Origin of the sequence: Mammaliicoccus sp. J-M40 (assembly GCF_022386395.1) — a bacterium.
In the GTDB taxonomy this organism is placed as follows: domain Bacteria; phylum Bacillota; class Bacilli; order Staphylococcales; family Staphylococcaceae; genus Mammaliicoccus; species Mammaliicoccus lentus.
This window is the reverse complement of the sequence record NZ_JAJNIQ010000006.1, coordinates 120,774-140,473: the sequence shown is the minus strand read 5'-3', so window position 1 is coordinate 140,473 and position 19,700 is coordinate 120,774. Positions and strand designations below refer to the sequence as shown.

Here is a 19,700-nt window from a genome sequence, read left to right as displayed (position 1 = left end):
TTAAACCTCCAAGTAATATGTGTCTGGATTTTCTGGATCAAACATTTCATTAACCCACATAATAGTTACCATATTTTCGTCACCTAAATTTTCGATATTGTGGGTATAACCTACTGGAATATCCACTACTTCTAATTCATCACCTGACACATAATATTCTAGAATTTCATCTGATTCAGGTAATCTAAATCTAATTACACCTTTACCAGACACAACTAAAAACTTTTCATTCTTTGTATGATGCCAATGGTTACCTTTAACTATTCCTGGCTTTGATATATTGACAGATACTTGCCCTCGATCCGGTGTTTTTAAAAACTCAGTAAATGAACCTCTTTCATCAATGTTCATTTTAAGCGGATAGCTAAATTCATTCTTTGGTAAATAACTCAAATAAGTGCTATATAATGCTTTTTCAAAATCATTATTTAAATTTGGTAAAGTTTTATTAGCTCTCATATCTTTAAAAGAATAAATCAAATCACTTATCTCACCAAGACTTACTTTATAGACATTTGGCACTTCAACTTTATTATTATTAATAGTTGGTTTTCCTTCTATAGCTCTTTTAATTTCTGCAAGTACATCATCAATGTAATTTAAGTTCAATTCAATTTTTCTATCATTAATATGAATATCTTTATCATGGGCAATATTATGACAAAATGTTGCAATTACGGAATTGTAATTAGGTTTACACCACTTTCCAAATAAATTTGGGAATTGATAAACATAAACTTTATTTCCATATTTTTCAGAAAAGCTTTTCAGTAAATTTTCTGCCTCATTTTTACTTTTTCCATATAAATTATCCATATTTGCTTGAGTAGAAGATGATAGTATTATTGATGGTTTATTAGGATTATCTTTAATAATTTCAATCATTTCTTGTAACAATGATACATTACCTTCATAAAATTCATCTTCATTTTTAGGTCTGTTAACACCTGCTAAGTGAACTATACAGTCTGCTTTAAGTAGATAACTATTTCTCTCTTCTATAAAAGTATCTCTTGATATCTCCAATATTTCATAATCAGTTATTTGATTTAAATCATGCTTTAAATTTTTACCTACAAATCCATTTGCTCCCGTTATAACGATACTTTTCATATAACCCTCCTATATGACATTATCTTTGAATAGAGTTAGTTCTTTTTGTACATAATCTAATATAAGTAGTTTTTCTTTTATTTCTTCAATGGAAAGTCTATAAGTATTATCAGAATTATATTCAAACGCTTCAGTAATTTCTTTGCTACCATCTTCAAAATAATTACTATAATTTAAATCTCTTGAATCTGCTGGAATTCTATAATAATTACCCATATCTTCTGCTTGAGCATATTCTTCTCTAGTTAGTAGCGTTTCTGCCTGTTTCTCACCGTGTCTAGTACCTATAATTTTGATTTCATTTTTCGCTTCAAAGAGCTCTAATAATGCTTGTGCTAAGTCTCCAACAGTAGAAGCTGGTGCTTTTTGTACCATAATATCTCCTGTTTCTGCATATTTAAATGCATGTATAACTAATTCAACCGCTTCTTCTAAACTCATTAAATATCTTGTCATGTTAGGATCTGTGACTGTTAAAGGCTCATTATTTTTTATTTTTTCTATAAACAAAGGTATTACAGAACCTCTTGATGCCATTACATTTCCATACCTTGTTCCACAAATTAATGTTTGATTTTTATCAACATTTCTTGATTTAGCAACAAAAACTTTCTCCATCATAGCTTTTGAAATACCCATAGCATTAATAGGATAAGCAGCCTTATCAGTTGAGAGACAGATAACTTTTTTAACATTTGCCCTTATTGCTGCCTGCACCACATTTTCAGTGCCTAATATGTTTGTTTTAACAGCTTCTATTGGAAAGAACTCACATGAGGGAACTTGTTTTAAAGCTGCTGCATGAAATACAAAGTCCACACCTCTCATAGCACTCTCTACACTTACAACGTCTCTGACATCACCTATATAAAATTTCAATTTATCATTGTTGTATTTCTTTCTTAAATCATCTTGTTTTTTTTCATCTCTAGAAAATACTCTAATTTCTTTTATATCCGTATGTAAGAACCTTTTCAATACAGCATTTCCAAATGATCCTGTGCCACCCGTAATTAATATCGTTTTCCCTTTGAACATTTCCTCACCCACTACTCTTTTATTTTTCTATAAACCTTACTATCTACATAATCATTTGTAAAATCTATTATTTTTTCTTTAGTAAAGTTATCAAAGATATCCTTAATAAATTCATCAACTTCTTCTAAATTGATATCTCTTACTTTCCCGCGATAAATTTTCTCGTAAACTTGTTCAGGATGTATTTCATCTTTATTTAATAGTTCTTCAAATAGTTTTTCACCTGGTCTAATTCCACTGAATTCAATACCAATGTCTTCTTCTTTGTAACCACTTAATCTTATTAAATTTTTAGCTAAATCAACTATTTTGACAGGTTTACCCATGTCTAATACAAATACTTCTCCACCTATTGCTAATGCACCTGCTTGTAATACAAGTCTTGAAGCTTCAGGTATAGTCATAAAGTATCTTGTCATTTCTGGATGTGTCACAGTTACCGGTCCGCCTGCTTCGATTTGCTTCTTAAATAGCGGTATTACAGATCCTCTCGAACCAAGTACATTACCAAATCGAACTGCCACAAAATCAGTCTTACTTGTTTCATTATTCATACTTTGAATAATCATTTCAGCAATTCTTTTAGTTGCACCCATTACATTCGGTGGATTGACAGCTTTATCTGTAGATACCATGACAAATTTACTTACTTCAGCAAGTTTTGCTGCTTCCGCTGTATTTCTAGTTCCAAGAACATTATTTTTAATTGCTTCTTTAGGGTTGTACTCCATTAAAGGCACATGTTTATGTGCTGCTGCATGGTAAACAACATATGGTTTATATGTTTCCATAACTTCTTTCATACGTTCTTTATCTTGAACATCTGCAATAATCGGTATAATCTCTGTTTCATCTTTATAAAATCCACTCAGTTCTTGATGAATATGATAGATACTATTCTCTCCGTGTCCCAATAATATAATTCTTTCTGGTTTGAACTTACAAACTTGTCTACAAATTTCAGAACCGATAGAACCACCAGCACCTGTAACAAGTATGGTCTTATGTGTTAACTCTTTAGAAATAGAATTCATGTCTAGTTCTACTGGATCTCTGCCTAACAAATCTTCTACTTGCACTTTCTTTAATTGGTTTACTTCTAAGTCCCCTGACATAACATTTTCAATGTTAGGCATCTTAAATACTTCTACATTTTGACCTTCACATAATTGATTAATTTCTCTTAATCTACTTTGTGAAAGTGTCGGAATTGCGATAATTATTTTTTTAATATTAAATTTCTTAACTAAATCCGGTATATCTGTAATGTAACCTTGAACTTTAACGCCCGTTGCAATAGACATTTTCTGTTTATTTGGATCATCATCAACTACTAATACAGGCTCCATTCCCATATAAGGTGTATTTCTCATTTGACGTATGAGAAGTGAACCACCTCTGCCACCACCTACAATAAGTGTTGGCTTTTTCTTAACATTTTTATTAATAAATGATTTCCTGTAAACTCTCCAAGATAGTCTGGAACCACCTATTAATAATAAGTGCATCATCCAAGTTATAAAATATAACCTTAAAAATGGAGGCTGAAGTGTTAATAATGGAACGATAATTGCTGTAGCAACAATGGATCCTGTAATCGCTTTAACAATTAAGATTAATTCACTTACACTCGCATATTCCCATGCTCTATGATACAAATCGAAGATTTGGGCAAATATATGATGAGAAACCAGTAGAATGATTGATGATAAAATTAAAATTTTTGTCGAATATCCTTCAAAAAATGGTTCTAAAATGTAATAACCTAAAAACACTGAAAATGTCACAATAAGTGAGTCTATGATTAACAACATTACTAGCCTTTGCTTAGCTGATATAACTTTCAATTTTCATTCCCCGATTTCCTGGTTAAAATAGACCGAAAAATTTACTTTTATTAAATTCAATAGGTCTTTCCTTACTAATAAATTTATCTTGAATTAACGCTTCATTATTTTTTAAAAACATATCTATTTCTTCTCTTATTTTTTTTAATTTTGGATTACCAAATAAACTGTTTAACATAAATGGCCTATTTATAGCGTTATGAGCATCTGATGCAATAAAGTGAATTAACTTATGTTCAATCATTTTTATTGATATCTTTTGCAAATTTTTCCCGAGTTCACCATTTAGTGATGACGCTGTGACTTGACTTAAAGAACCATTATTAATTAACTCGTAAAGTAAGTTTATATCACCTGCTATAGCTTTATTTCGCTCAGGATGAGCGATTATTGGTATATAGCCTTTATTTTGAATTTCATATAGAAGTTTCTTTGTGTAATGAGGCACTTCATTCGAAGGAAGTTCTATAAGTAAGTATTTTGTATAATTTATCCCGTAAATCTTGTGTTGTTCGATGTCTTGTAATATTTGATCTGATAATCGTATTTCTTGACCTGGGTAAAGTTGTATATTTAATTTTGCTATTTCATCAATTTTATTTAATTCTTCGATACTTTTTGTAACAGTATCAAAATTATTAGAATACCTCGGGTGTAAATGGTGTGGGGTTGCAACAATAGCATTTATACCTTGCTCTTTGGCTTGTCGTAATAATGCTATTGTATCTTCTAAAGATTTCGGTCCATCATCTGCATCTACCAAAATATGATTATGAATATCAATCATTTTTCATCATTCCCATAATAAGCGTAATAACTTGATGTTTTATCTTCTGGTGCCTTATTCAATACAACTCCCAAAATTTTGGCGTCAGATTTCTCAATTAGTTCTTTACCTTTTATTAATGTGTTTCGATCATTCTTCTGCACATCAACAACGTACACAACATATTTAGCAATTTCTGAAAATAATTGTGCATCAGTAACCGTATTCACAGGAGGTGTATCAATAATGATAAAGTCATATTCACTTCTGAAATACTCAAAATTTTCTAATAAGTTTTCTGAACCTATTAGTTCAGAAGGATTTGGTGGTATTGGGCCAGACGTCAATATGTCTAAATTGACAATATCTGTCTTGTGAATTGCCTTATTATAATCAGTTTTATTTATAATAAGGTTAGATAAACCATCCATGTTAGTAGTGTTAAATATATAGTGTTGTGTTGGCTTTCTCATGTCACCATCAATCAATAAAGTTTTATATCCAGCTTGAGCATAAGTAATCGCAACATTTGCTGAAACTGTAGATTTGCCGGATGAAGGTTTTTCAGATGTAAACACTATAGTTTGAACTTCTTTATCTGCTGTTGAGAAGAGAATATTTGTTCGAATTCCTCTAAACTTCTCACTAATAACCGATTTTGGTAGATTTGCTGTTATTAATTGATCTGTCTTTTTATTTTTACTCATTTATTTACCTCCCTTTACTTACTAAAATCTTGTATAGTTCCTAATACTGGTAAACCTAAAATTTCTTCAACATCTTCTTCTGTTTTAATTCTCTTATCCAGCATTTCCTTCAAGAAAATTATGATTAGTGCGACAATTAAACCTAAAAAAATACCGACCACAGCATTAATGAGCGGTTTAGGCGAGATTTGGTTTCCATTTGTGTCTGCTTTTGAAAGTATTGATACATTATCTACATTCATAATTTTACTTACGTCTTTACTAAATACATTCGCAATTTCATTCGCAACTTTACTTGCAGCTTCCCGACTTTCATTTTCAACTGCAATATTTAAAATTTGTGATTCTGCTTGGTTACTAACTGTAAGCATTCCCGAGATTTCTTCACTAGAGTATTTACCTTTTAAATTTTTTGATACTTTATCTAGTATTCTTGGACTTTTGATAATTTCTGAGTATGTATTAACTAGTTGTAAATTTGATTGTACTTGCTGCGCCATCATTTGAGTATCAATTTCTTTTTGGTTAACAAGCACTTGTGTAGAAGATGAATATTTTGGTGTCATAAATATAAATGTAATCACCATGCTTAATACTAGAAAAACAATTGGTAGGATAATTAAATACTTCATGTTTTTCTTTAAAATTGTAAATAGTTTGCTTAAATCAATTGTTTCTTCCATATAATCCTCCGCAATTTTTATTATACTCAATTTTATTTTGCTGTGTTTATATTATACACCTTTTTTGTGTATATTTAAACGATTTTTTTCAAACCAAAAATTATTAATTATGTTTACAAAAAAAATAAAATTTTATAAATATAGATAATAAAAGCTTCAAAAGTATTAGAAAACTTAATCCAAATGGCTAAAGAGATTAATCAAGAATAAAAACGAGGTAATGACTTAGGTTTAAGTACTGAAGAACTCGCATTTTATGATGCCTTAGCTTCACATGAATTAACTAAAACCGTTAAGGATAACATGAGTGTGGATTGGTCTAAACGTGATAGTGCCAAAGCTAAAATGAGAGTACAAGTTCGTAGATTATTAAAGAAATATGGCTATCCACCAGATCTTCAGAAAATAGCAGTAGAACAAGCAGAATTAATGGCAAGTCAGCAATAAAAAAAATAATTGAGCATCTTCCAAGTAAAGCGGAAGATGCTCTTAAAAGATTAAACGTATTTATTTTCAAAATTCTAAAGAGAAGAGCAATTTATTCTATTAATAGATACTCTACTCTAAATAAAATATCACATTTATTATTGTTCTCATTATAATGAAAGATAAGATATCTTAAATGCTAAATAATATAGATTAAAGCAGTTTTTCTTTATTGATTAATGTAATCATATTTTTTATGAACTATTTAAATAATTACTTGGTAAAACTTCTAAAGAAACTCAAAACAATTAACCTAGTAATCAAATCTGTTGTTGTAATTTGATTACTAGGTTAATGGAATTTCCTATTACTATATAAATAAGAGCTTTACTGTATTTATGGTACTTACATCAGATTGATGATTTCGCTATGAATTATGATTATCAATTGTATGATTTTGATATATTCATTTAAAGTGGATTAGTCTAATTCAATATAAGTTTCTTGTGTTACTTCCCCAGCGTTATTAATATCTTTAACTACTCCTTCTGGAGTTACTTCATAATTATAACTTCCTGAACCACTTTTATTATTTGCAGCAATTTTGAAGTTGCCATTCCCATCTTCAACTGGTTGTTGGAACGTAATAAGACTAGTATCTGCGTCTTCATACTCTAAATATTTAAATAGGTAATCAAATACGTTATCTCTAGTTACTTTATTTGAGCTATTATTTGTTTCTTTATTATTTTCTGGTTGTTCATTAGTGATTTGGTTTTCTATCTCTTCATTATTTTCTTTTGTTGATTGTTCTGATGTCTCATTCTTTTCACCTTTGCCTGATTTAATGGTAATTTGAATTCCATTACTTCCATTCATTTGTTTAAATTGAGATTATCCAAATAACCCTGCTGATACTATAACTGCAACTGCTGCTATTATTGTTAAAGCTATTAATAATTTTTTCATATTTTTTCTATCCTTATTATTTTAAATTAGTAAGTTCCACCTTCACCTTTTTGTCGAGCTGTTACTTGACCTCTTAAGAAGTCTTCATAGTTTGAATCTTCCTGGGCCATTTCGATGGTTGTTTTTGCTTCTTCTGGATTCATTCCTTCTGTATATTTAGACATAAATTCTTCAGTATCCATGTCATCAATATTGTTACCTTCATTATCTGTTACTGGCTCATCGCCTTTTTCACTTGCATTTGAATCTTGATAATACATTTCACGAGAAGTTGGTTGGAACTTTCCTTGTCTAGCTAATTCCCATAATTCTGGTGTCATTTCATCGCTTGTCGCAATACCGTCACCATCTTTATCTGCTTTAGCAATTTCCGCATTTACATCTAGTTCTTTATTTTCCTCTACAGCTTGTTCTTCTGTTGTTTGCTCTTGTGCTACTTCAGTGGATTCTTCTGTACGTTGTTCATCTTTCTTTTTTTCTTTCTTATCTTCTTTTTTAGACTCTTTTTTTGATTTTACTTCTTCTACGTTCTTATTTTCTTTACTATTGTTGATATCTGTAAAACTCTTATATCCAAACACACCTGCTGCTAAGATAACCACCAATAAAGCTACTGATGCTAAAACCATTAATAAGTTTTTCATATTAATTTCCTCATTTATTGTCATTATTTGTAACACTGTTAATATAATTATTTTAATCTATTTTGCAAAATGTTTCTATATTTATTTATAATAAAAAGATAGATTCTAAAACAAATAATTCTCTAATGATTAAATTAGAAATCTATTTCAAATACACATTGAGATATTAGTGATAATCAACATGTAGAAATATTATCATTAATACTTTTTAATCGTATAACGTATATGGCTGACTCTATTTTTAATGTCAGGTATTTGACGTAAATATAGAGATTCTCTGGACTTTTTATTCAATTCATATTCCCCATACTCTTCGCATTTAATAAATAATGGATATAAGAAAACATGTTGTTTTGAATTATTTATTTCATATACTTTAATGATTTAATTGTCCATGCTTTTCTCGCATATGGATTTAAAGGGTGCATGATTTCATTTGTTTGAGGATTTGTTAATGTACTGATTTTATTTTTATGAGGTTTCAACATGTTTAATATCTCATTAACACGTGCTTCTACAAGCGGCTTCTTTCCATAAGAACCCCAAGCTAATAAAACGGTATCTGCCTCTTTCACAGCCTTCATAATATGAATATCTGTATGCTTATCATGGCTATTTTCTATATGTTTTAAATTGATAGGTGTTACAATATTAGAATAGAGATTGATAAAGTAAATACCACCATACTCTTCTTTTTCTGAAACTTTATTTACCACAAGTTGCGTAGTAAGATCCAAATTTAAAATACCTGAAAAATGGGGATACATTGTAACTATCGCTAATACCTTTTTATCGTTATCCCACGTTTTCTTTAATAAGTATCGATGATTAGCATCTTCACTAAATATTGCTTCTGTTTCTAATGTACTTTTCACTGTTTTCATTATTAATTATGCTCCTTTAATTTTAGTATTCATTGGGCAACAACATGACAAAATAAAAACAGTCTATGTCATCTTTTCGGATAACATAGACTTTAGAGGGTATGTTTGAAATATCGTTTGGTATAATCCACTTTTTCTCATAAGCTGGTCTTTCTTGTTTGTGTTTCACGTATAATGTGTGCCCTTTTTGATCAAGATTAAAGATATTAAAATAATCTTTAGGTATTTTATTGTCTGTATCATTTTCTCGCATTTCTATCATCTTCCATAAAGTGATTTGTATATTTAAAGGTAGTCCATCGCTAATTCCTCTAGTAATATATTTATCCATATTATATTGTCTCCTTTTAGGTAGCTATTTAAAAATTCCCGTAATATATAATTTGTATAAAGGTAGTAATATGTGTAGTTAATGTATAATATAAAATTTTTTCTATTTTTTATCACTTTCTTGTATCCAAGATATAATTTCATTAAGAATTGTTACCGTTAGCTCCGTTATTTTCACCCATTTATTCATGTATATAACATCCTTTCTATAATAAATATCTTTGATCAAAATAAGTTGTTTTTGTATCTGTCAAATAAATAAAATCCATATCATAATTATCATCTACATAGCCTAATCCGATAATCGTATTGTCGTAAAATAGGATAAACGGATAAATGTTTTTTTGATGAAGTGATTCATTGTAATAGGTATAAGTGTGTAAAATTTGATTGTCAATCGGCGTATTTTGACAAAACTTGTCTGGTAAAACATCATTCGCAACTTCATCAATGGCTTCACATTGCCACTCTTCATTTTGGGGTAGACTAAATAAATCTGTAATATAATGCTTGAGTTGTTTTTCTAATGTCATAGTAATGACCTCCTTTATTATTGTTTGAATACATTTACAGATATTCATGAATATAATATATATTTGATTTTTCATTACGCTCACTATATCCTCAACAATCTGAATTAAGTGGTAAAAGTGGTAAATTTAGAGACAGAACATTTATTTTTGTCATCAATCATAAAATAAAATTGAGGCATAAAAAAAGTCCCCCAATCTTTTTTCAAAGATTGAGGGATAAGTGTTTCATCTATTTTGTACCGTATCAGCTTTACTTGCTTATCTTTTGTTATTTCTATGGAATCAATCAATATTTTCATTAACTGATTTTTAGCTTCTGGATCAGCTTTCTTAAGAGATGCACTAAATCTATTCATTAACATAATAAGGCGTGCTTTTAAAACTTTGTAGTTCATCGTTACAGGTTGATTAACTTTTTGATTATTTGCTATTTTTAGCTTTTCTTCTATTGTTGCAAGCTGTACATTGAGTTCCTTTTGTTTTTCACTAAGTAATGAACTATCCATTTGATCGTCCAAAAATAATTCTAAGAGTCTTGCTTGTTGTGTTTTTATTTTTCCCTTTTGTCTCTTTAAGGTGTCTATATCGTCTACTGCTTCAATAGGGTCCATTTGCTTATGCTTAATATTCTCAATAACATCTTCACAAATCTTTCCCACAACTTCAGGCTGAGATAGGATTATATTAAGGTGCTTATGAATAACTGTCTCGACCACCTCAGCTTTTATAGAGTTGCTATGACAAGCAGCGCTTCCTGAGCGGTTAAATAAAGAACAAATGTAATAACGCTTGATTGTACGTTCTTTTGATTTTTTCGTATTGTAATAAGTTCGTCTGCACACCATATTATTACCGCATTCTGGACACTTAATAAGTCCGCGAAGATAAAAGTCTCCACCAATAGGGCGTCCGGGTTTAAAGCTTTTAGATACTAATTTTTCATGTACTTGATCAAACATTTCTTCACTTATAATTGCTTCATGTTTACCTTTCACCAAAATCACGTCATTTTCTCCACTTTTACCACTTCGTCTTTTAGCGGACCAATTCTGATAATTATTAAATCTTACGAATCCTTTATAAACAGGATTGTTTAGAATATATTTGACACCAAATACTGAGAATGGTTTATGATTGATGGTACGATATCCTTTTTGATTTAATATTGTTGTTATGGCTTTAAGCCCTTTATTATGATTCAAATACAAGTCGAATATTTCTCTTACAATATTAGCTTCATTCTCATCTATAACCAAATCATTTTTCTGTGTCAGTGGATTAAGTGAAAGTCTGAATCCGAGCACTCGTCCTGTTATAGCCTCTCCCTTTCTGGCTTTAGCATTCATTGCAAATTTTACATTTGAAATTAAAGTCTGACGTTCTATAGATCCTATCAATCCAAACATTGTAACTAAAACTTCACCAGATGCATTTGTCGTATCAATATTTTCTGAAATTGATTTATATCCTACACCATGTTCTTTGAACTCATGAATGATATTAAATACATCTCTCATTGAACGAGAAATACGATTCAGTTTCCAACTCAGTACCATTTCTACTTTATTGTCTTTAACATCCTTTAATAACCGTTTCATTGCAGGACGACCTTCAATGTTTTTACCAGAGATACCTGAATCTGTATATATTTCATAGTCATAACCTGGATAGTTTTTAACTACTTCTTTGATAAGTACTTGTTCTTGTTCATGGATTGAGTACCCATGTTCCGACTGCTCTGACGTACTAACGCGTGAATAAAGTGCAATTTTATCCCTCATATCATACCGCTCCTTTTTTTAGATTATTGCTACAGACCATCGGTCTTGTAACATCATATGGATAATATATATTTATAATTTCAGTTCATTTTTATCACTTTTACCACTTTAAAATATGTGCACTATAGGCTATTGCCTATAGTGCTTATTTTTCTTACTTCCCTTTAATAATCCGTTCTTCGAGAATAGGTGTCATAATTTCTACAATTGCTTCTATTTGTTGCTCGTTCATTTTTTATATACTCCCTTCATCTATCGGCCACATCTCTTCATCTACATATTGATATTCATTTTCTGTTACGTTATGTTCTGATTGTTTAAATTCTATTAACGCATTGTTACCATCATTAGCATCAATTTTCCAGTCCAAATCAACCCAAAATTCATAGCCATCGCGTAGTTTTGTTTGTACATTAAAATTCCCTTGGATTAATTGTTTAATAACCTGAGCACTCACATTAAATTCTTCATTAATAACTTTGTTTAGCTTAGACACTTTGATACGTGATCCTTTTTTTATTTCTATACGTTTTCTGAGTAAATTAATACATGCTTTCTGATTTGCAATACTTGCAGATTTACTAGAAACAAATTCATACCCAAAATTCAACCAATCATGAGTAATTTCAGTAACACGTTCATTTTCAAGCTTTTCGGTATCAGCTTTTACAATTTTCTGATATACAGACATCAAGTAAAGGAAGATTTCTTTTTTCTCGCTAATTAGCTTTTCATTTAAAGAAGTGTCTGCCTTTTCAACATAATATTCACAAGGAATAACTGAAATACGGCGCTCCAATGCTTTGGCATGTTCAGATGGAAAATTAAGTACCGCATTTGTATTAAAAACGAGTTTTAAATCTAAAGTAACTTCGACCTGCGTCTGCCCTTTACGATCAACATGAATAGGTTCAACGGATAATAACTTTTTGAAATCATTCACAGTTGCTTCATCAACTCTAGCTTTTCCTACCTCATCACTAGCCATAAGTCGTTTACCAATCAGACTTTCTTTATCAAAACGCCCACCAAGCTCATTAAGCGTTTTAGATACGACATCATTACCGTAGAAGAAAGATTTAAGCAACTTGATATAGACCGATTTCCCATTTTTTGCGGTACCATACAAAATAAGCCCACGACGTAGTTTCGTATTCCCAGTCAGTAAAACCGCTGTATGTTGGAAAAGGAAGTACTGTAAACTAGTATCGAAATTAGCAAGTTCTAACATATATTTGTCAAAATGGTGTGGTACCTTGTCGGTGATTGTATCATTCATGTCTAAATCTAAATTCAAGCGTGTTTTTGGAAATATCTCTATGCAATTCCTCTCTACTTCAAACGATTTTAGATTGAACATGTTTTTACCACAACCAATGTAATGTTTATCCTCAACAAGTTCATCTACATCCGTTGATTTTTGTATGCCATTCACAACGTTTTTCAGAGTGCTTAATGAAGGCTTATAACCAACTAACAGCACTTGTATCATTTTAGATACAATGTCTCGCAGTTCATCTTCATTTACCTTTTGCCAACCTTTATCTTTGAAAATAAACAACTCTGAATCAAAGCGTTTAATATAAAAAACATTAATCATCATATCCATTAAGATGGTGTCATTTGGTTTTTTCTCAATACCAAAATAAGTATGGATATTAGATCGATAGTCCACATCTTTAGGAATATCAAGATCTAATTGATTAATAAGTGTGTTATAAACCTTTATAGATTCTTCAGATTGATCTAGTTCATCCTCATTTCCCACACTCGTTGTTAGGATAGCAATCAGACCTTCATGGTCGATTGCCTCCTTTGCAACATTTAAAAGCTTGGATAACATTTGTATTATATGATTCATGATTGTACTCCTCCAAATCTATTTAATGGTGCAACATCTTGTACAAAATAATTTCCGTTATATTGACCGATAAGAACTAAGTGTTTACGATCAATATATGGTTCATAGGTTTCATGATTCACGCTATAATTACTATGCTGTTTAAGCCAATCATTTATTGATAACTGCATACCTGACGTTTGTACTAAAATATTACGATTCGCATATAAAATCTGGTTTTCCACATCAATTTCATACGTGAATTGATGTTTAATTTCACCTAAAAAATCTGTCTCACTTACAGAACACAATGTAGCAACATATATATGACCTGCTCTTAATGTTGTTTTTTGTGGGATTTGTAAACTTTGACCTCTGTCATTATTCATTGCCTGTACCTCCCATTTCTTCCACTGTCACATGCGCAAATTCACCATTGAACAATTGGTTAGCTGTACGTTTCATTAGTTGAGCAACATTCTGTGCAGTCACTTTATCATCACATTCAATCATAATCGCATCGTGAATTGGCATGATAATTTTGAAAATATTTTGTTCGCACTGTGCTTTGTACACTTCCAATAAAATATGTTTGAAAATATAACTCGCTACAGTTTGTACGTAAATTGCCATGATGCTGCTACTTTGAAATGCACTCATATCATGTTCAATACCGTATGGCATAAGCATTGATTTATTCTCTTCGACTTGTTTCTTAAGTTCAATAACTTTAGTAAATTGGCTGACCGTATCCAACCATTGCACTTCACTTACATATTGATTCAGCTTGAATTTAGGATTTTCGAAGTTGCCACCAAATAGAAACGAACCAATAAATGCACGTTTAACGTACTTTTTCTCTTTTTTGGTCAGTGATAAATCTTCTAGTAATGCATCATATAAACCTTCTTTATGATTCAAATAGTCAATCAATTTAGAATCTTGCGTCATGAAACCAACAACAGAAGGGTCATATGACTTGAAATCGATTGTATATACCTTTTTAAATTCTGAAGGTGAAATCGTATGCTGGATTGCCTTAGGTAAACCTTGAATATTAAAATTTTTAGTTGTGATTCGATGTGTCCGAGTCCCAATCAACGATAATTGCGTATATAATCGATTCGTTCCATTTAATGCCTGTTCTAATCTACTAAATATCTTTTCAAGCTTATCAGAATGTTCATCGTTCTTGGAATTTTCAAGCATTGTGGCTTTGATATCAGGTAGTTTATCGATATTAAGCGAAATAGGTTCTGATTCAATCTCTTCCTTTAACGTTTCCAATCCTTGATGTGTTTTCACGTATTGGTCTAACTTAACTCGCTTATCAGCTAAAAGTGCATTGTATTTTTGATCTAGCTGTTGGCTGAATTGTTGTTGCAATTGTTGAATATCATTTTGGTTAGATGATTTTTTCATTAACAACTGCTCTGTTTTGTTGCTTTGACTCAATGACATAAGGTTGTCTCTAGTCTTCATTTGAATCTGCTCCTTTATAAAGTTGAAAGTGGCGCGCACACTTTCACTGAAATTTTGTTTGTCTTGGCCCTGACAGTGTATAATTTATCAACTTTATTAAAGAAAGTGATTAAGTCGTTGAAAAAAATGAAAAAAAAATAAACCCAATAAACGCGTCATTACAGCGTTTATTGGGTCAAAAATTTTTCAAAATTTTTCTTTAAACATAACCTATGATAGATTAATGTCTATGATTTTGGCGTATTAAATCTTCGTTTTTCAATAGATCTTTTGAAATTTTCAATGAAAGGACCTACCATAAAATTATCAAAGTTATAATTACAGTCTTTGATATCATACCAATTACTCATTTTATAAAAGTTAAACATTTTCCCATTTTCCATCACTTCATTTCTAACTACTCGATTAACATTAGGATACTGAGATTTCACAGCATCACCACTGATATATCTATCCAATGTAAGGATTGCTTTATGAACATCTTCAATAGCATATCTTATATAGTCACTATCGATCTTACCTACATAATTAATATCTAAACCATATTTAGATAATACAGTTTGTAAATATACTAAGCTATCTTTAGCATGTAAAATAGCTTTAAGATATTCTTCGTATCCATTTGCAGCTTTTAAATTAAATTCTATTGTTTTTAACTTTTTAGTAAAAATACTTTGTCTTTCAAAATGTAATATATCTTTAATGTAATACAACACTTTATGTTTATTATTCCTATTTAACTTGCACTTATTCCAAAATAGATTCTTACTATAAAATTCAACTATATCTGCTTTTTTATTATTACTTATTAAATCGTAATCAATTAGCTTTGATATATTTTGTATTGCTTTACTATGTATATCATTTCGTACCTTATTCTTACTATCTAAACTTTCTATGAACATACTATTAGGTTTTTGCGATTTTTTTAATATATCTGCTATTAACAAATCAACTTCATCATAATCCGTTTCATCGTAGTCCCATTCTGTTTTTAATAAACTTCCCAATGGAATTTGTGTTTGCTTATATAGCAAATAATTTAATTCATAATCTCGATTAACTTGTTTACCTTGTATGATAGAATTTTTATAATTTTCTAATTCATCATTTTTATGAATCAAATTTTCTCTACGTTCCTTTGATAGAAAACGAAATATCGTTTCATCAATAGAATGTAACACTTCATTCTGTAATTCTATTCTTTTATATATAGGTAAATCTTCCATAAATTGATTCAATTCAAATTCTTTTTTTCTAAATGCTTCACCCATAGTCAACCAAGACATTGTATTTTGATATGCATCTTTAGTCTGTATATATGCCTTCAACCTATTATATTCAATTTCATTTATTGATTTCATTAATTGACTTATATAGTCTATGTATAATGACTGATCAATATTATCAATAATATTTCTTTTAGAAGGCCCGTTTTTTTTAAAATCTTTCGAGTTTATATCAATTGGATAGTAGTCAATACTCTTTAATAATACCTTTATTAATTCTTTAGAAACACCATTAAAAGTATATTGATTGTTTTTATTTTGGCCATTGAAGTTATGAAATGTTTTCATATCAATTTTAAATATCGTAGAAATCATATTTATCTTTTTATTAAAACTATGTGTGGTTAAATCTAACTCTAATCGAATATCCTCTTTTGAGTATAATTTTTTTACAATGTCGTCTGATGGCATAATAATTTAGCTCCTTAACTGATATCTAATTATTTATATAAGCAGTTGCGCTACCACTACCAAACCTTAAATCTGGTAGTGCTTTTTTGTATAAATTCAATTTTTTTAGAGTAGCGTCACGTTCTGAAAGCCCAACAAACGCATACCTCATTCTACCATTATTTGTTTCGATACTTTCCGCTTGTTCAAATGATACTTCATAAGCTGAGACAACTGCATTATTAGCACCTGTATTGATACCAATAATATATTTTATTTTATGTATTTTATCTTTTCCTATTATCCAATTACCTAATGTGCGCGACTTCAAGTTATTTCTATCACGTTTACTTTCATTAATAGGATACTCTTTACTTTCATCCTTATCTAATAGAAATGCATCTCTGATTTTCACTGCTAAAATTAATTCATTCGTATTTATGTTTTCAAGATTAATTGAATCGTAGCCAAATTCATTTTCTAAATCTTCAACTAAGTATGCCTTAGATCCATGACCGTTAATCATATTTGTTAATGTATTTTTATTTGTTAGGTTAAGAAAGTTTATAAGAACATTTTCTGCAGAAAATGCTTCGGATTCAGTTAATCCATAACTGACTATATATCCTAAAACATTCAAATCATCGCTACAAATTTCGTTAATTCTATTAAATTTCAAGTTATCTTTATTTTCTTCTATAAATATATCTTCGTACAATAATTGTTTCTGCGCATCTTGTTTATGTTTAAATATTCTATTCCCCTTACCTTTACCAACATAAAAGCATTCACCATTTCTTGGGTCCATCAAACAGTATACATAAAATAGGTTTTGATTACCTTATTCCAGATGTGCTAATGTCGATTCAGAAAATCGATTAATATGTTTCAATAAAATTCCTCCTTCTTTGTGTACATATTAATTTTTATACTGATTAATATATTTCCCAAAATAATTTATATTTAAAAGTGAAAATTATTATTTATAGAGTGTCTTAAAATTTCTATAGATATAGATTCTTTCAGTTACCTATGTATCACTTTGTGACAATTTGAATAAACAAGACTCAACTCTGTTTCAAGATTTATTTACATTTTCTTGTAGTAAACATTGGCTTAATATAATGAATTTCAATAAAAACTTTAGCTGTATCATCATAAAATTTTTTTTAAAACTATATACTATACAACTTGCACCATGGATATCACTTGCTTTTTAATTTAGGGTTTTTTGAATTTTGTACTATAACTTAAACTAATTATTCTTCTTTATAATTAACATTTTCTAATTCAGAATCATTTTTATTTCTATTTATTCATACATCTACTTTTTCTAACACAAAACCTAATATACTATATATACTTTCTATACACCTCATTAAATTTTAAATTATAAACAACCTAATTTTTAGTTTTATTTGTGATACGCTTCCCCACGCATTATCTTAAATGCTCTATACACTTGCTCCATCAACACAACTTTCATCATTTGGTGTGGGAAGGTCATTTTACTGAACGATAGGGCGTAGTTGCTGCGTTGTAGTACTTTACTATGTAGTCCGTTTGATCCCCCGATGATAAATGTTATATGTGAGTTACCTCGCGTCATGAGGTTATCTATTTCTTTGCTTAGTTGCTCGCTTGTTAACATCTCCCCTTCTATTTCCAGAGTAATAACGTGACTGTCTGCTTTAATTTTAGACATGATTCTGTCCGCTTCTTTTTCTTTCATAATCTCTATATCTTTCTCACTCATATTATCTGATGCTTTTTCGTCTGCTACTTCGATTAATTCGGTCTTTGTGTAGGCTCCTAGTCTCTTGTTATATTCATCTACTGCTTGTTTCCAGTATTTTTCTTTCAGCTTGCCTACTGTAATAATTGTGATTTTCATCTTTATCCACCTTTATACATTGTCTTAAAAGTTATCCACAGGTTATTAACTTATGCACAGTTTCAGTTATCATTATATCAACATTTTAAAATTTTTGTTCTCTTTTTTAAAATTCTGTAAGTTATTTTTATTCATTTAGTTATGATTTATCCACTGTTTTTTATGCAATGTGGATAACTTTGTGGGCAAGTACATGGTTTATACACAATTTGTGGACAGTTGTGTATAACTGTGTTTATTCCTGTGCACAAAATAAAAAGATATCCCCAACCGCTAAATTGGGGATATCTTTTAGTTATAAGTAATATATTGGTGTTGCTTTTTCTTTATCTGTATCACATAACGTGACTTCTTTTTTCGTATCTATATCATGTTCGTTAAGTATTTGACCCACGCTCATTCTCGCTAAGTCTTTCATGTTATTGTCTTGGCTTAAATGAGATAAATATATACGCTTTGTATTACCTGTTATAACATCGCACATTGCATGTGCTGCGTCTTCGTTTGATACGTGTCCCATATCGCTTAATATACGTTGTTTCGTCTTCCATGGGTATCTTCCCATTCGCAACATATCTACATCATGGTTACTTTCGAATACGAAGGCATCACTGCCATGTATCATACCTTTCATTCTATCTGATACATATCCTGTATCGGTAATCATTGTTAGCTTTTTGTAGTCGTTGTTGAATATATAGAACTGCGGGTCTATCGCATCGTGTGACACGCTAAATGATTCGATATCTATACCTGCTAATGTCTTTGTTTCAAATGGTTCGAAGTTGAACTTTTGATCTAGCGGTATGTTTTTATCTTTTGCTTCTATTTTCTGCCATGTCTTCTTATTAGCATAAATAGGTAGTTTATATTTTCTTGCGAGAACGCCTAGCCCTTTAATGTGATCGATATGTTCATGCGTCACTAAGATGCCTTCTAAGTCGCTAATGCTTCTATCTATTTGTTGAAATAAACCTTCTATCTTTTTACCTGTTAATCCAGCATCTACGAGCAGGCTTCCTTTATCTGATTCTATATAAGTGGCATTTCCTGTACTGCCACTTGCGAGTACGCTCATTGCGAT

The 19,700-nt window shown here is 30.2% G+C and carries 19 protein-coding genes and 1 pseudogene; 1 reads left to right on the top strand and 19 read right to left on the bottom strand.

The annotated features are described in order from the left end of the window. The 6 genes from LQ688_RS09005 to LQ688_RS08980 are packed head-to-tail and all read right to left on the bottom strand — an operon-like array spanning nt 1 to nt 6,154. Nucleotides 1–1,113 carry a polysaccharide biosynthesis C-terminal domain-containing protein gene (locus LQ688_RS09005; protein ID WP_239752724.1) on the bottom strand — a complete coding sequence of 371 codons (1,113 nt, stop codon included), beginning with the start codon at nt 1,111–1,113 and terminating at the stop codon, nt 1–3. Nucleotides 1,114–1,122: 9 nt separating this feature from the next. After that, nucleotides 1,123–2,151 (bottom strand): nucleoside-diphosphate sugar epimerase/dehydratase, encoded by a 1,029-nt coding sequence (locus tag LQ688_RS09000; protein WP_239752723.1) that lies wholly within the window; start codon nt 2,149–2,151, stop codon nt 1,123–1,125. An 11-nt stretch (nt 2,152–2,162) separates the two neighbouring features. After that, a complete protein-coding gene (locus tag LQ688_RS08995) occupies nt 2,163–3,998 on the bottom strand; it encodes a polysaccharide biosynthesis protein (RefSeq protein WP_239752721.1) in 1,836 nt (611 codons plus the stop codon). A gap of 22 nt (nt 3,999–4,020) precedes the next feature. Further along, a complete protein-coding gene (locus LQ688_RS08990) occupies nt 4,021–4,785 on the bottom strand; it encodes a tyrosine-protein phosphatase (RefSeq protein WP_239752720.1) in 765 nt (254 codons plus the stop codon). Next, the gene (locus tag LQ688_RS08985; RefSeq protein WP_239752719.1) at nt 4,782–5,471 is read right to left on the bottom strand and encodes a polysaccharide biosynthesis tyrosine autokinase; all 690 of its coding nucleotides are present in this window, start codon (nt 5,469–5,471) and stop codon (nt 4,782–4,784) included. The genes LQ688_RS08990 and LQ688_RS08985 overlap by 4 nt, the downstream gene beginning before the upstream one ends. 14 nt (nt 5,472–5,485) lie before the next feature. Then, the gene (locus LQ688_RS08980; protein ID WP_239752718.1) at nt 5,486–6,154 is read right to left on the bottom strand and encodes a Wzz/FepE/Etk N-terminal domain-containing protein; all 669 of its coding nucleotides are present in this window, start codon (nt 6,152–6,154) and stop codon (nt 5,486–5,488) included. Nucleotides 6,155–6,301: 147 nt separating this feature from the next. On the opposite strand from LQ688_RS08980, the pseudogene LQ688_RS08975 reads away from it, so the two are divergent. Beyond that, a pseudogene (locus LQ688_RS08975) lies at nt 6,302–6,601 on the top strand (type I restriction enzyme endonuclease domain-containing protein); the annotation flags it as partial. A gap of 459 nt (nt 6,602–7,060) precedes the next feature. Here the strand turns inward: LQ688_RS08975 and LQ688_RS08970 are convergent. The 13 genes from LQ688_RS08970 to LQ688_RS08910 form a co-directional block, all read right to left on the bottom strand. Then, complete coding sequence (locus LQ688_RS08970; RefSeq protein ID WP_239752717.1) at nt 7,061–7,459, bottom strand: hypothetical protein; 399 nt, start codon at nt 7,457–7,459, stop codon at nt 7,061–7,063. A 116-nt stretch (nt 7,460–7,575) separates the two neighbouring features. Next, nucleotides 7,576–8,193 carry a hypothetical protein gene (locus LQ688_RS08965; RefSeq protein WP_239752716.1) on the bottom strand — a complete coding sequence of 206 codons (618 nt, stop codon included), beginning with the start codon at nt 8,191–8,193 and terminating at the stop codon, nt 7,576–7,578. Nucleotides 8,194–8,555: 362 nt separating this feature from the next. Then, a complete protein-coding gene (locus LQ688_RS08960) occupies nt 8,556–9,077 on the bottom strand; it encodes a DUF1643 domain-containing protein (RefSeq protein ID WP_239732585.1) in 522 nt (173 codons plus the stop codon). A 22-nt stretch (nt 9,078–9,099) separates the two neighbouring features. Next, nucleotides 9,100–9,408, bottom strand: a complete 309-nt coding sequence (locus LQ688_RS08955; RefSeq protein ID WP_239752715.1) for a DUF960 family protein — start codon at nt 9,406–9,408, stop codon at nt 9,100–9,102. Between the two features lie 205 nt (nt 9,409–9,613). Then, nucleotides 9,614–9,940, bottom strand: coding sequence for an SAUGI family uracil-DNA glycosylase inhibitor (locus LQ688_RS08950; protein WP_239732583.1), 327 nt, complete (start codon nt 9,938–9,940; stop codon nt 9,614–9,616). A gap of 104 nt (nt 9,941–10,044) precedes the next feature. Further along, nucleotides 10,045–11,721, bottom strand: a complete 1,677-nt coding sequence (ccrC, locus tag LQ688_RS08945) for a cassette chromosome recombinase CcrC (protein WP_239752714.1) — start codon at nt 11,719–11,721, stop codon at nt 10,045–10,047. Nucleotides 11,722–11,956: 235 nt separating this feature from the next. Further along, nucleotides 11,957–13,582, bottom strand: coding sequence for a DUF5906 domain-containing protein (locus LQ688_RS08940; RefSeq protein ID WP_239752713.1), 1,626 nt, complete (start codon nt 13,580–13,582; stop codon nt 11,957–11,959). Further along, entirely contained in the window at nt 13,579–13,950 is a 372-nt protein-coding gene (locus LQ688_RS08935) for a hypothetical protein (RefSeq protein WP_239752712.1), read from the bottom strand. The genes LQ688_RS08940 and LQ688_RS08935 overlap by 4 nt, the downstream gene beginning before the upstream one ends. Beyond that, nucleotides 13,943–15,043 carry a hypothetical protein gene (locus tag LQ688_RS08930; protein ID WP_239752711.1) on the bottom strand — a complete coding sequence of 367 codons (1,101 nt, stop codon included), beginning with the start codon at nt 15,041–15,043 and terminating at the stop codon, nt 13,943–13,945. Before LQ688_RS08930 ends, LQ688_RS08935 begins: the two co-directional genes overlap by 8 nt. A gap of 227 nt (nt 15,044–15,270) precedes the next feature. Then, a complete protein-coding gene (locus LQ688_RS08925) occupies nt 15,271–16,743 on the bottom strand; it encodes a DUF6038 family protein (RefSeq protein ID WP_239752710.1) in 1,473 nt (490 codons plus the stop codon). A gap of 25 nt (nt 16,744–16,768) precedes the next feature. After that, complete coding sequence (locus tag LQ688_RS08920) at nt 16,769–17,530, bottom strand: LEM-3-like GIY-YIG domain-containing protein (RefSeq protein WP_239752709.1); 762 nt, start codon at nt 17,528–17,530, stop codon at nt 16,769–16,771. A gap of 606 nt (nt 17,531–18,136) precedes the next feature. After that, nucleotides 18,137–18,616 carry a 23S rRNA (pseudouridine(1915)-N(3))-methyltransferase RlmH gene (gene rlmH / locus LQ688_RS08915; protein ID WP_064204318.1) on the bottom strand — a complete coding sequence of 160 codons (480 nt, stop codon included), beginning with the start codon at nt 18,614–18,616 and terminating at the stop codon, nt 18,137–18,139. Nucleotides 18,617–18,911: 295 nt separating this feature from the next. Continuing rightward, on the bottom strand, nt 18,912–19,694 hold the full coding sequence (locus LQ688_RS08910) for an MBL fold metallo-hydrolase (RefSeq protein ID WP_082892485.1): 783 nt from the start codon (nt 19,692–19,694) through the stop codon (nt 18,912–18,914). Nucleotides 19,695–19,700 lie beyond the last annotated feature (6 nt).